The sequence below is a fragment of the Slackia exigua ATCC 700122 genome, assembly GCF_000162875.1.
Taxonomy (GTDB): Bacteria; Actinomycetota; Coriobacteriia; order Coriobacteriales; family Eggerthellaceae; genus Slackia; species Slackia exigua.
This window is the reverse complement of sequence record NZ_GG700630.1, coordinates 801,585-814,816: the sequence shown is the minus strand read 5'-3', so window position 1 is coordinate 814,816 and position 13,232 is coordinate 801,585. Positions and strand designations below refer to the sequence as shown.

Below are 13,232 nucleotides of genomic sequence, written 5' to 3'. Positions count from 1 at the left end.
CCGTGCGGATAGATGATGATGGACAAGGTGAGGAAGGGTTCGCGCTGTGGTTGCATCGGACGACAGGGGATTCGCCGAAGGCATAGAGGGCCTGCTGTTCGAGGCGTCTGGCCAGGGCGCTTCCTCGGCTTCACGCGCCGACGCGTCCGTCTCCGGTCCGCGCGTCGTCGCGCCTGAGCTGACCGAAGACGACCTCGCCCTCGACCGCTCTCTTCGCCCGAAGCGCCTGATCGACTATCTGGGGCAGACGCGCATCAAGGAAAGCCTTTCCATTCTTATCCAGGCTGCGCGCCAACGGGGCGAATGCATGGATCATGTCTTGTTCAGCGGACCTCCGGGCCTCGGCAAGACGACGCTTGCAACCGTGGTCGCCAATGAGCTGGATGCCAATATCCGCACGACAAGCGGCCCTGCCATCGCCCGTCCAGGGGATCTTGCGGCCATCCTCACCAACCTCGAAGACGGCGATGTGCTCTTCATCGACGAGATCCATCGACTGAATCGCCAGGTCGAAGAGGTGCTCTACCCCGCACTTGAAGATTACGTGCTCGATATCGTCGTGGGGAAGGGTCCTGCGGCCCGCAGCATCAGGCTGGATCTTCCGCGCTTCACGCTTGTCGGCGCCACGACGCGCACCGGGCTTCTGACGGGCCCGCTGCGCGATCGTTTCGGCATCGCGTTTCGCCTGAACTACTACACGCCCGAGGAGCTGAGCGATATCGTCGCGCGCTCCGCCGGTATTCTGGACGTCCCTATCGACGCCGACGGCGCCATTGAAATCGCCCGCCGCAGCCGAGGGACGCCGCGACTTGCGAACCGCCTGCTCAAACGAGTGCGCGATTGGGCGCAGGTACGGGGGACGGGCATCATCGACGAAGACGTGGCGGCGCAGGCCTTAAGCTTCTTCGAGGTCGACTCCCTCGGGCTCGATGCTCTGGACAACCGCATCCTCGAACTGCTCTGCGTTTCGTTCGGAGGCCGCGCCGTGGGGCTTTCCACGTTGGCGTCCGCCCTGTCCGAGGATCAGGATACGGTGGAAGATGTCTACGAGCCGTTCCTTATCCAGCAAGGTCTGATCATTCGTACGCCCAAAGGCCGTCTGGCCACCGATCGCGCGTACGAGCACATGGGAATCAAGAGGTCCTGATGCTTCAGCAAGACTACCTGATGCGCATGCTCATCCAGTTCTTCCAGGCCGTCACGCGCGCCATGGAAGAGGGCAACAAGCGCCGCCCCGACGAAGCCGCCGAGGCGCTCGAGAATGCGATGTCCGAAGCCATCGACATGGATGCCAACGTGATGCTGGGGCTTGAACCGACGAGCTTCGCCTCGATCGCATCGGTATCCGGCACCGATCCGCGCGTCGTGGAATACCTTGTGCGGTCACTGTCTCTTGAAGCGACGTATCTGGACGAGGCCGGGAAGGGTTCGATCGCCGACCTTCGTCGCCGGCAATCCGACGCCTTGGCCGACGCCTTCGATATCGACCGCATCGATCACGAGGCCCTGCCCGTGGAAGATCTCGAATCTCAGATGCGCGACATGCTCCGCGCCGACGGCATCGAGGAAGCCGATCTCGAAAGATAGGCGCGTCTCGTTTCCGTAGGCCGCATCGTCCCGTATGCCCCATTCGATCGTCCGGAACGAAAAACTTTCCTGCAGACTCGATATCGCCCGTGTGCGCGGCGAAAACTGGGGTATAGTTCATAGTGCCGCTTACGAGCGCGGATGAGCCTTTCGTCATCCGCATCGCTGGATTGCGCGAGGTCTTCAAGGATAATCGAATCCGTATAGACGTCCGTTGCAGCATGTGGTCGCTTTGAGGCATCTCTTGTGTGGCGGCGTAGAGGTAAGAATGGCGTCAAGCCACATTGAATGCTTCTCGGAGACGGGAAGAGAAAGAGGCCGAAGATGGCAGAAGGTACCGTCAAATGGTTCAGCCCCGAGAAGGGCTACGGGTTCATCTCTCAGGCGGATGGCGAAGATCTCTTCGTTCATTTCTCTGAGATCAAGATGGACGGTTACAAGACCCTCGAAGAGGGCGCTCGCGTTCAGTTCGAGGTCACGACCGGCTCTAACGGCAAGCTCCAGGCGAGCAACGTCTCTCCTCTGTAAGTCTTCTTACGCGACCATCATAGATGTTGATCGACGGCACACGCCGCCGATCAGGAATGTCGTCCCGGACGTCCTGGGGCGGCATTCCCGTTTTTCGGGACTGAAATCGATAGATGCCTATTGTCCGCGCTTGCATCAGGGCACATATCACGCATCAAGCGAGTGGTACGACCGCTTCGCTTCGCCCAAGCGCTCGCAGAAGGCCAGGAAGTCGGCGGACGACCCGTGCTTCACGTCGTCGAGGCGCACGCCACCCTCGCGTTCGATCAGGAAATCCTCGATGAGGAACAGATCGCATCCAAGCTTCGTCGCAATGCCGTCTTCAAGCGTGTTATTGCCGACCATGAGCACCTCGCGCGCTTGGGCGCCGGCGCGTTCGAGCGCCTCGGCGTAGAACGCGAGCTGCGGCTTCACGGCGTGCGCCGTGTCGTAGGTCGTCATGAACCCGAAGTCGTCGGGATCAAGCCCCGCCCACCTCACGCGGGCTTCGACGGCCGGCAGCGGAAAGAGCGGCATCGTCGTGACGGCCAGGCGATAGCCCTTGTCTTTCAAGGTTTTCACGGCGGCGACGATACGCGGGTTCGGCGCGACGTTCGCACCTAGGGCGTCGAATCCATGCAGGTAGTATTCCTCGAGCAGCGGTTCGAAATCCACGCGTGCGTGCCCGCGGGCCTCGAACGCCTTCCAGAACGCATCGGCGTTCAGCACGTCCGTCCCCGAACGCCCCATGTCGCCCGTCGACGCGAATATATCTTCGACCAGCGATTTCGCATCAAGTCCCTTGCGCTCGAAAAACGCGTCCAAGGCTTGGGCGTATCCGCCGAGGAATTCGTCGAGCTCCATCGGGAGCAGCGTTCCATCCAAGTCGAAGAAGACCGTCGAATAGGTCGAGGTCGACCGGGTCGGACTCGTGCAGTCCGCGCTCGCAGAGGCGGAGGGTGCATGCACAGGATTCGAGTGGACAGAAGCTGCAGGGGTAGCATTCGAAGCCGCAGAAGCCGCAGGTGCCGTAGGTGCCGCGGAAACCGTGGCTTGTTCTCTCGCGATGTCGTTCATATGCATCCAATCTCGTGCCCATCGTTTTCTCGAGCATAGGACTCCTCGCCGGATGCCGCACCCGCCATGCATCCATGTGCGGCAATTCTCTAGATGTGTGCGCGAAGGTGTCGGCCGTCCCGTATCGCGTGATACCATATTCAGGTTGAGCGGGCGAAGACGACCTGCGAAAAGCTGAATCGAGGCATGGCGACGGCCGTCTCTCGGACAGGCGGGGCGCGCCCGTGCGATCGCGGGGAAGAAACGCAAAACCGCCCATTGCGGCATCCACAGATTCGAATCAGGAAGGCGAGGCCAGGTCATGAAGCTTCTTCTGCATGCATGCTGCGGCCCCTGCACTCTCGAGCCCCTGCGTCTGCTCCTCGAAGAGGGGCATAAGATCTCCATCGCGTACATGAATTCCAACATCCAGCCGAAAACCGAATACGACCATCGGTTGGAGACGTTGCTCGCATTCGCGCGGGATCAGGGAATCGAAGTCATCGAAGGCGTCTACGACGCGCATGCGTGGGCGACGCGCGTCGGATCGTACGGCCCGAGCTCCGAAACGCGTCCCGACCGCTGCCGCGCCTGCTATCGGCTGCGCCTGGAAGAAGCCGCCGCCTATGCGGCCGCGCACGGATTCGACGGGCTCGCCACCACGCTGACCGTGAGCCCGTACCAATACACGACCGTCATCGGCGAAGAGCTCGCCGATGTGTGCGCTGCGCACGGACTCGCGCCGGTGTTCCACGACTATCGCGAGAACTACGCGGAGGCCACGCGCCGCAGCCGCGAGATGGGCATGTATCGCCAGGACTACTGCGGCTGCGGCTTTTCCAAGGTGGAGGCCGACGACGAACGCGCCATGCGCGCGGCGGAGCGCGCCCGCGCGAAGGCCGAGCGCGAGATACGCCTCGCGCCGATCAAGGCGCAGAAGGAACGGGAGCTGGCGGCCAGGCGGGCGGAGAAGCAGGAATACGCCTCGCGCCGCGCGCGCCAGAGGGCCGCGCTGAAGGAGTACAAGAAGACGCATGCGAACCGATGATTTCGATTACGACCTGCCTGAACGCTGCATCGCGCAGGAACCCGCGCCCGTGCGCGACGCCTGCAGGCTGCTGGTCATGGACCGCGAGACCGGCGCGCTCGCCGACCGCATCTTCCGCGATATCGAAGGCTATCTGAACCCCGGCGACCTGCTGGTCGCCAATAGCACGCGCGTCATGCCGGCGCGCCTTCTGGGACACAAGCGCACGACGGGCGGCGAAGCCGAGGTCTTCCTTCTGCGCGAGCGCTTCGACGTGGAGCCCAAGGCCGACGCATCGGCCGTATGGGACGTGCTCGTGCGTCCCGGCAAACGCCTGAAGCCGGGCGCCATCGTGGATTTCGTCGACGGCGAAGGGGCCGTGGCGCTTTCCGCCGAGATCATCGACTGGGGCTTGGAAGGCGGCAAGGGGGAGCGCATCGCGCGCCTCTCCACCGAACGCCCCTCGCTCGACGAGGCGCTGCATGCCGTCGGGCGCACGCCGTTGCCGCCCTACATCAAGCACTACGCCGGCGACGAGGAGATGTACCAGACCGTCTATTCCCACGACGAGAAGAGCGCCGCCGCCCCGACGGCCGGGCTCCACTTCACGCCCGAGCTCATCGAACGCCTGCGCGCCAAGGGCGTCGCATGGAAGACCGTCGAGCTCGAGGTCGGGCTCGACACCTTCCGCATCGTGGACGAGGACGACCCGACGCAGCACACGATGCACACCGAGCATTACACGGTATCGCAGGAGGTCGTGGATGCGTGCGATGCCTGCCATGCGCGCGGCGGGCGCGTCTTCGCCGTGGGCACGACGAGCGTCCGGTCGCTCGAAAGCGCATTTGACCGCGAGACGGGCCGCCTGCACGCGCGCGACCATGAGGCGACGTCTCTCTATATTCTTCCCGGCTTCGAATTCGGCGTCGTGGACGGCCTCATCACGAACTTCCACGTGCCGCGCTCCACGCTCATGATGCTGGTCAGCGCCTTTTCCACGTGCGAAAACGTGCGTGCGGCCTATCGGCACGCCATCGAATCCGGCTACCGCATGCTGTCGTTCGGCGATGCCATGCTGTTCATCTAGGGCGCGCGCCGGCATGCCTTTCCGGTCGGTAACCGCATCGCATTCCGCGTGGTCCGAGCGGGACGATCGGGATGCATCAAGAAGATCAGAGGAGGATCGATGTCGCTTTTCGACGTCACGGTGGAAGCGTCCTGCGGCGCCGCCCGTGCGCTTTCGTTCGAAACGGCGCACGGCACGGTGCGCACGCCGATGTTCATGCCGGTGGGCACGCATGCTACGGTCAAGGGCATCACGCCTGACCAGCTGCATGCCCTGAACAGCCAGATCGTGCTCGCGAACACGTACCATCTCTACATGCGTCCCGGCGTCGACGTCGTGGAAGAGGCCGGCGGGATCCAGCGGTTCATGAACTACGACGGGCCGATGCTCACCGATTCGGGCGGCTTCCAGCTGTTCAGCCTCGACCACATGATGAAGGCCGACGCGGACGGCGTCACGTTCCACGCGCGCGACTACGACGGCAGCGCGCACCGCTGGACGCCCGAATCCAACATGGACATCCAACAGCGCATCGGCGCCGATATCTGCATGCAGCTCGACCAGTGCATCGGCTATCCGTGCGAGAAGGAGGACGTCGCGGCGTCGACTGCGCTCTCGTGGGAATGGGCGAAGCGCTGCTGCGACGCTCATACGCGCATCGACCAGGCGCTCTTTGCCATCGTGCAAGGGGGCATGCACCTCGACCTGCGTCTTGAAAGCGTGCGTCGCCTGCTCGAGATCGATGCGGAAAGCCGTTCGTCGGGCGGCCGGGGCTTCCAGGGCTTCGGCATAGGCGGGTATTCCGTCGGCGAGCCCCACGACGTGATGTTCGAAACGCTCGGCCAGGTCACGCGCGCGCTGCCCGATGACCGCCCGCGCTACCTGATGGGCGTCGGCAACCCGACGACCCTCGTGCGCGCCGTGCGCGAGGGCGTGGATATGTTCGACTGCGTGCTGCCGACGCGCACGGGACGCATGGGCACGGCGTTTTCCAGCCAAGGCCGTATGAACATGCGCAACGCCAAATACAAGCGCGACTTCACGCCGCTCGATCATGCCTGCGACTGTCCGGTCTGCCGGCAGTACACGCGCGCCTACCTGCGGCATCTCGTCATGCAGAAAGAGATGCTCGGCGGAATCCTGCTGTCCGTCCATAACCTGCATTTCCTGATCAGCCTGATGGGTCGCGCACGCGAAGCGATCCTTGGCGGAACCTACGAGGAGTTCTATCGCGCTTGGATGGCCTCTCCGGCCGCGAACGACTACTGATCCGATCGCGCACCAGTCGGCGGGCGGCCGCGAACGGCCGTCGGTTCAGCAGCGAATGGCTGCCGAGGGTCGGGCGGCACATCGTTTTTTACTGGTATACTCGTAAAGTTCGCCGCGGTTTTTCGATCGCGGCGTGCAGGGAAACCGTCTCACAGCTCATAGCGAGGAGTTAGAAGCAGATATGAGCGATATCTCATCGTCGAAGAACCGCAGCGCCCAAAGCGCTCCCGCCCGTCGCAACCTATGGCTGCTCATCGCCACGATCGTTCTGGTCCTCGGCTCCATCTTCCTGTTCATGCCGCCCCAAGACCGCATCAACCAAGGCCTCGACATCCAGGGCGGCCTGTCGGTCGTCTTGAGCGCGAACAGCACCGATGGCTCCGATGTCTCGTCGGACGATATGGAGAAGTCGCGTTCCATCATCGAAAGCCGCGTGAACGCCCTCGGCGCGTCCGAGGCGGTCGTCCAGCTTCAGGGCGATAACCAGATCCTCGTGCAGATCCCGGGCATCTCCGACACCCAGGAGGCGCTCAACACGATCGGCAAGACCGGCAAGCTTGAGTTCGCGCGCCTCGACTCCTTCACCGACGCCGATGTGGCCAAGAAGATCGATGCCGGCGAATACATGACGCAGAAGACCGCGACCGACGCGTACGGCACCACGCTGCCGACCGGCGAAAGCGAGCTTGCGGGCATGACCGTCGAGCCGGGCACCTACACGCCCATCGTCACGGGCGACGACATCGAGCGCATCACGGTCGACCGCGCAAGCGAAACGTCTGCGGACTATGCGGTCAACCTCGCTTTGAACAGCGAAGGCGGCAAGGCCTTCGCCGAGGCGTCCACCGACCTCGCGCCCACCAAGGGCAAGATCGTCATCATCCTCGACGGCGTGGTGCAGAGCGCGCCGGCCGTCCAGTCGGCGATTCCCGACGGCAGGGTGTCCATCACCGGCAACTACACGCTCGACGAGGCGAAGTCGCTGCAGACCGTGCTCGAGTCCGGCTCGCTGCCCATCGATTTCGAATTCGAGCAGGCGCAGACCGTCGGCCCGACCCTCGGTCAGGACGCCCTGCATTCCGGCGTGCTCGTCGCCGCCGTCGGCCTGCTGCTCGTCATGCTGTACCTCCTTGTGTTCTATCGCGGGCTCGGCTTCATCACCGCTGCCGCCATGCTCGTGTTCGCAGCGCTCTACCTGGGTATTCTCGCGGGGCTTTCGCGTCTCGGCCTGTTCTCGCTGTCGCTGGCCGGCATCGCGGGCATCGTGCTCACCATCGGCATGGCCGCCGACTCGTCGATCCTTACGCTGGAGCGGTTCCGCGAAGAGATCCGCATGGGCAGAAGCGTGCGCGCCGCATCCATGACCGGCGTGCGTCACGGCATTCTGACCTCGATCGACGCCGACCTCGTCACGCTCGTGTCCGCGCTCACGCTGTTCTTCCTGGCTTCCGCGTCGGTCAAGGGCTTCGGGTTGACGCTCGCGCTCGGCATCTTCTGCGACATCGTCATGATGCTGCTGTTCAAGGCGCCTATCATCCGTCTGCTCGCGCCGCGCCTCATCGCGCGCCATCCGGGCTTCTGGGGCGTGAAGGACTGCGAGAACGCGGCTCCGTATTTCGAAGGGTCCTCCGTTGCGCCCGAGGGGTATAAGATTCCCGGCCGCTTCATCAAGCGCGACTTCGCGATTCTCAAGTACCGCAAGGTCACGCTCGCGCTTGCAGCCGTCGCCATCGTGGCGGTCGTGGGCCTCATCGGCATCCGCGGCATCGAATTCGGCATCGAATTCGTGGGCGGCACCTCGGTTTCGTTCCATGACACGGGCGACGTGACCACCGAGCAGCTGCGCGACGCGTTCGCCGATGCGGGCGAGGGCGATGCCGTCATCCAGACGACATCCGCCGATGGCGCCGAAGGCTTCCTCGTGCGCACCACCACCACGTCGGCCGAGGATGCCACGGCCGTCGCCAACCAGGTCGCCGGCTCGTTCGGCTGGTCGACCGACAGCTTCGAGGTCACGACCATCGGTCCTGACTGGGGCACGTCGGTCATCAAGGCCTCGGTGCTCGCCTTCCTGGTTTCGCTCGTGCTCATCATCATCTACATCTCGCTGCGCTTCCGCGACTACAAGATGGGCGTCACCGCCGTCGTGGCGCTGCTGCACGACCTGATCCTCGTGTTCGGCATCTACGCCCTGCTCGGGCGCGAGGTCACGCCGAATACCATTGCGGCCATCCTGACGATCCTGGGCTATTCGCTCTACGACACGGTGGTCGTGTTCCACCGCATCAACGAGAACATGAAGGACGAATCCATCAAGTGCACCTTCATGTCCATGGCGAACCATTCGATCAACGAGGTCCTGATGCGTTCGATGAACACATCGATCACCTCGCTCATCCCCGTCGTCGCGATGCTCCTCTTCGGCGGCGAGACGCTGAAAGACTTCGCGCTCGCCATGACGATCGGCCTGGTCGCCGGCGCGTATTCGTCCTATGCGATCGCCACGCCGCTGTATGCCGTCTGGAAGACGACCGAAGAGCGCTTCGCACGCCTGCGCAAGAAGCATGGCGACGAGGTCCAGCGTTTCGTGCTCAACCGTCTTCCCGAAGAGGCGGCGAAGATCGCGGCGGCCGTGAACGTCGCGGCGCCTGCCGCTGCGACCGAAGGCGCGCCTGTGTCCGGCGCTGTCGCGACCGAGGCGGCCGGAACGGCCGGATCCGACGCGCCCTCGAAGCGCGCAGGGTCGAAGAAGGCCTCGTCCGGCAAGACGTCTTCCTCCAAGGGCGCCTCGCGCACCTCGAATCATCATTACCGCAGGAAAGGCAGGTAATCCTATGGCAGAGGCACGCAAAGGGAGCGCTCCGAACTTCGCGCCGCCCGTCGAGGAGGGCCAGGTCTTCTCGTTCGAGGACGAGCATGGCGATCCGATGGATCTCGAATTCCTGGGCCTGCTCATCCACGAAGGGCGCAGCTATGGGTTCTTCTTTTCCGTGGACGAGGGCCATCCTGCCAAGTCGTCCGGTGAGGTCATGATCCTCGAGGCCGTCGCCTTCGACGAAGACGGCCAACCGTCCGAGTTCGAACTCGTGTGCGACGAAGGCATTCTCGCCGAGGTCTATGCGGATTTCGTCGGAGCCACGAAGGATATCTACCGTTTCGAATGAACGGATGCGCGGAAGGGATCGAGGGCATGCCTCGGTCCCTTCCTTCTTCATGAGGGGAAAGAGATGTCGCATGGCGTACGACTTCAAGAAGGAATGCAAGGAGCTCTATCTGCCTTCCAAGAAGCCGGGCATCATCACGAAATCTATCTCGGCGATGTCCGCAAAGTCGTACCCGAAAAGCTGAGAACCGTTGTCCGACATCCCATACGACGCGTCTGAGGCGGTTGCTGAATTACGTCCGGAGAAACAGCGGGAAGGCTTGCTCGGGAAGTACTTGGTGCGAGGGACGATCGTCTGGCGCGATGCGCTCGCGCATTCGGTTTATTCCCACGCGATTTCGCGCGACGAGCCGTCGATGTCGTCGATGCGGGCGCGTGCGCTCTTCACGCTGAAGTAGGTCAGGCGGCCGTCGTCGGGGGAGTCGTGGCCTTCGCCGAGGGCGACCATGTGCTCGAAGCCCGCCGTGCGCACCTCGTCGCTCACGGCATCCGTCATGTTCGCCACCCCTGACATGACGAGCCATCCATGCCCGACCCACCAGGAACACAGTTCGAACTTCGGATTGGCCAGAAGCTCGCGGTAGACGTCTTTGTCCTTGGACGTGCTGAACCAGAGCCTGCCGTTCTCGATGGCGGCGAAGCTGAACGGCCGGACGCGCGGCTGGCCGCCGTCATGCTCGTCGGTCGTTGCCAGATACCATGCCGGGACGTGCGTCAGATAGTCGAGCACGGTCTGCATGCCTTGATCGTCCATGAGGACTCCTTTCACCGCAGCACGTTCATGGCGCCGATGGCGATACCGAGCGCGATCAGGCATGCAAGCGCTAGGGCATCGCGGCGCGAATAGGAGAGCGGATGCATCTCGGTGCGCCCGTCGGCTCCGTGGTAGCAGCGTGCATCCATGGCGGCCGAGAGCGTCTCGGCATGGCGGAACACGCTCGTGAACAGGGGAATGAGCAGCGAAGAGACCATGCGCACGCCCTTGACCGGGCTTCCTGCGAGGTCTGCCCCGCGGCTGATCTGTGCCTGGCGGATCAGCACGAATTCGGTTGCGAACTGAGGCAGAAATCGCAGCGCGATGCCGAAGATCATGCCGATCTCGTGCGCCGGCATGCCGAAGCGCTTGAAGTGCCCGAGGATCTTCTCGATTCCTTCGGTCAGATCGAGCGTCATCGTGGTCATCGTGATAAGGCTCATTCCCAGCATCATGAGCGTGATGCGGCAGGCGATGAAGGCGCACGACCGCGCCCCGCCGGTCGTGATGTGGATGAATCCGACGTCGACCAGTAGACTTCCCGTCTGCACGGTGAAGAGGTTCAGCACGGCGGCGAGCAGCGCGATGACCAGCAGCGGCGCTAGCGATTTCAAGGCGTTGCCGACGGGTATCCGCGAGACCGCATACATGAGCACGCCGAATGCCGCGATGACGCCGAGCTGCGCGAAGTCCTGCGCCGCCAGGATGATTCCCATGTAGATGCAGCCGAACAGAAGCTTCGCGCGCGGGTCGAGCCTATGGATGAAACTCGTTCCCGGATAGGGGCTTCCGAAGGAGAATGCGGCCTTCATCGGGTGACCGCCTTCGCCCGCGCACGCACATCCGCGATGGCGCGGGCAAGCGTCGGTTCGTCATAGAGCACGTCCGCATCGAGCGGCAGGCCTTGAGCCTGCAGGGTTTCCGCAAGACGTTGGGCTGCAGGGCGGCCCAGGCCGATGGATTTGAGTTCGGGGCCGCGCAGGAATATTTCGGCAGGCCTGCCGACGGCGAACAGGCGCCCTTCGTTCATCACGGCGATGCGGTCGCAGAGCCGCGCCAGATCGTCCATGCTGTGCGAGACCATGACGACGGACATCCCGTCCTGGTCGTGGAAGGCGCGGATGAGCTCGAGGAACTCCGCACGCGCCTTCGGGTCGAGCCCGGCGGCGGGCTCATCCAGCACGAGCATATGCGGTCGCATGGCCAGCACGCCGGCGAAGGCGACGCGGCGCTGCTGTCCTCCGGAAAGCTCGAACGGGCTCGCCGTGCCGATTTCCGCCGCATCGAGTCCGACGCGCGCAAGCGCATCGACGATGCGGCGCTCGACTTCGTCCGCGTCCAGTCCCAGGTTGCGCGGGCCGAAGGCCACGTCGTCATGCACGGTGGCCGCGAAGAGCTGGTGCTCGGGGTATTGGAACACGACACCGACCTCGCCGCGCACGGTGCGTGCGTTCCTCTTGTCGGCGATGTCGAGCCCGTGCACGAGCACGCGTCCGATCGTCGGGTGAGCGATGCCGTTCAAGTGCTGGATAAGCGTTGATTTTCCCGACCCGGTATGTCCCGCGATGCCGAAGAATTCCCCGGGCGCGACGGTCAGATCGATATCGCGCAGCGCCCAGGTCTCGGACGGGTCGTTGCCCCATTTCGCAGGTTTGGAGGAATGGCGCATCTCCCGTTCGATCTGCGCGCGTGCGCGTTTCGAGGCGATATAGGTGAACGACACGTTTTCGATGCGGACGAGGGCGTCCGTCTCGGCCGCGGCAGTCGAAGCCTCGCCAGCCGCATCCGGTGCGCCCGCGTCGGCTTCGCGGGCCGCGTTTTCGCGCGCAGCGGTGGATGAAGGGAGGTCGGCTGCGGCGACGCCGGCGGTAGTGGTATCGGCGGCGGTGATGCCGGCTGCTGCGGCGATGCCGGCGACGTCCGGGGCGCCCTCCGTATCGTAAGATGCAGGCTGGCCTATGCGGGCGGTGCCCTCGCACCATCCCTCGGCGTGTGCCTTATCCATGAGGGCGCGCTCGAGCGCAGGCGCATGCACGTGCATGCCGACATCGATGCCGCGGCGCGCGAGGTCGAGCGAAAGCGTGCTCGCGAACGGCATCTCCAGGTTCAGTTCGGCCAGCATGTCCGCTTGGGTCAGAATATCTTCGGGCGCGCCCTGCGCGACGATGCGCCCTCGGTTCATGACGACGATGCGGTCGGCCTCGGCGGCCTCGTCCATGAAATGGGTGATCATGACGATGGTCATGCCGCGCGCGTTGAGGTCTTTGCAGACGCGCATGAGCCCTGCGCGGCCGCGCGGATCGAGCATCGCGGTCGCCTCGTCCAGGATCAGGATCTTCGGATCCATGGCAAGCACGCCGGCGATGGCGACGCGCTGCTTCTGCCCGCCGGAAAGCGCGGTGGTCTCGCGGTCTTCGAAACCGATGAGCCCGACTTCGGCCAAGGCGTCTCCCACGCGTCGTCTGATTTCGGCGGGCGCGACCCCGAGGTTCTCGGGGCCGAACGCGATGTCGTTCTCCACGAGCGACGCCACGATCTGGTCGTCGGGATTCTGGAACACCATGCCCGCGGTCGAACGGATGAGGAAGGTGGCGTCCGCATCGGACGTGTCGTGCCCGTCGATACGCACCGTGCCCTCATCGGGGACGAGCAGCGCGTTCAGGTGCTTCGCGAGCGTGGATTTGCCCGATCCGTTCCCGCCGAGCACGCAGACGAATTCGCCGGCATCCACATGCAGGCTGACGCCGTCGAGCGCATGCTCCGCTCCGTCGTAGGTGAATATGACGTCTGTGCAGTCGATCAT

General features: G+C 63.9%; 12 protein-coding genes. 8 read left to right on the top strand and 4 right to left on the bottom strand.

Going from position 1 to position 13,232, the window contains the following annotated elements; translation table 11 throughout:
* Positions 1–46: 46 nt before the first annotated feature.
* From ruvB to HMPREF0762_RS03555, 3 genes are all read left to right on the top strand, one after another.
* Positions 47–1,147: a Holliday junction branch migration DNA helicase RuvB gene (gene ruvB / locus HMPREF0762_RS03565; RefSeq protein WP_006362067.1), complete on the top strand. Its 1,101-nt coding sequence runs from the start codon at positions 47–49 to the stop codon at positions 1,145–1,147.
* Entirely contained in the window at positions 1,147–1,587 is a 441-nt protein-coding gene (locus HMPREF0762_RS03560; protein WP_006362066.1) for a hypothetical protein, read from the top strand. Before ruvB ends, HMPREF0762_RS03560 begins: the two co-directional genes overlap by 1 nt.
* A gap of 324 nt (positions 1,588–1,911) precedes the next feature.
* The gene (locus tag HMPREF0762_RS03555) at positions 1,912–2,115 is read left to right on the top strand and encodes a cold-shock protein (RefSeq protein ID WP_009077005.1); all 204 of its coding nucleotides are present in this window, start codon (positions 1,912–1,914) and stop codon (positions 2,113–2,115) included.
* Between the two features lie 147 nt (positions 2,116–2,262).
* Here HMPREF0762_RS03555 and HMPREF0762_RS03550 read toward each other — a convergent pair whose 3' ends face one another.
* The gene (locus tag HMPREF0762_RS03550; protein ID WP_281269786.1) at positions 2,263–3,171 is read right to left on the bottom strand and encodes an HAD family hydrolase; all 909 of its coding nucleotides are present in this window, start codon (positions 3,169–3,171) and stop codon (positions 2,263–2,265) included.
* Positions 3,172–3,472: 301 nt separating this feature from the next.
* On the opposite strand from HMPREF0762_RS03550, the gene HMPREF0762_RS03545 reads away from it, so the two are divergent.
* The 5 genes from HMPREF0762_RS03545 (at position 3,473) to HMPREF0762_RS03525 (ending at position 9,676) form a co-directional block, all read left to right on the top strand.
* Positions 3,473–4,198 carry an epoxyqueuosine reductase QueH gene (locus tag HMPREF0762_RS03545; protein WP_006362063.1) on the top strand — a complete coding sequence of 242 codons (726 nt, stop codon included), beginning with the start codon at positions 3,473–3,475 and terminating at the stop codon, positions 4,196–4,198.
* Positions 4,185–5,264, top strand: a complete 1,080-nt coding sequence (gene queA / locus HMPREF0762_RS03540; RefSeq protein WP_006362062.1) for a tRNA preQ1(34) S-adenosylmethionine ribosyltransferase-isomerase QueA — start codon at positions 4,185–4,187, stop codon at positions 5,262–5,264. Before HMPREF0762_RS03545 ends, queA begins: the two co-directional genes overlap by 14 nt.
* Positions 5,265–5,363: 99 nt before the next feature.
* Positions 5,364–6,512, top strand: coding sequence for a tRNA guanosine(34) transglycosylase Tgt (gene tgt / locus HMPREF0762_RS03535; protein WP_006362061.1), 1,149 nt, complete (start codon positions 5,364–5,366; stop codon positions 6,510–6,512).
* Positions 6,513–6,693: 181 nt separating this feature from the next.
* Entirely contained in the window at positions 6,694–9,342 is a 2,649-nt protein-coding gene (locus HMPREF0762_RS03530; protein ID WP_006362060.1) for a protein translocase subunit SecDF, read from the top strand.
* Positions 9,343–9,346: 4 nt separating this feature from the next.
* Complete coding sequence (locus HMPREF0762_RS03525; RefSeq protein ID WP_006362059.1) at positions 9,347–9,676, top strand: DUF1292 domain-containing protein; 330 nt, start codon at positions 9,347–9,349, stop codon at positions 9,674–9,676.
* Positions 9,677–9,997: 321 nt separating this feature from the next.
* Here HMPREF0762_RS03525 and HMPREF0762_RS03520 read toward each other — a convergent pair whose 3' ends face one another.
* From HMPREF0762_RS03520 to HMPREF0762_RS03510, 3 genes are read right to left on the bottom strand one after another with little or no spacing between them, the layout of a single operon-like run.
* Entirely contained in the window at positions 9,998–10,429 is a 432-nt protein-coding gene (locus tag HMPREF0762_RS03520) for a pyridoxamine 5'-phosphate oxidase family protein (protein ID WP_006362057.1), read from the bottom strand.
* Positions 10,430–10,440: 11 nt separating this feature from the next.
* Entirely contained in the window at positions 10,441–11,241 is an 801-nt protein-coding gene (locus HMPREF0762_RS03515) for an energy-coupling factor transporter transmembrane component T family protein (RefSeq protein WP_006362056.1), read from the bottom strand.
* Positions 11,238–13,232, bottom strand: a complete 1,995-nt coding sequence (locus HMPREF0762_RS03510; protein ID WP_006362055.1) for an energy-coupling factor transporter ATPase — start codon at positions 13,230–13,232, stop codon at positions 11,238–11,240. Before HMPREF0762_RS03510 ends, HMPREF0762_RS03515 begins: the two co-directional genes overlap by 4 nt.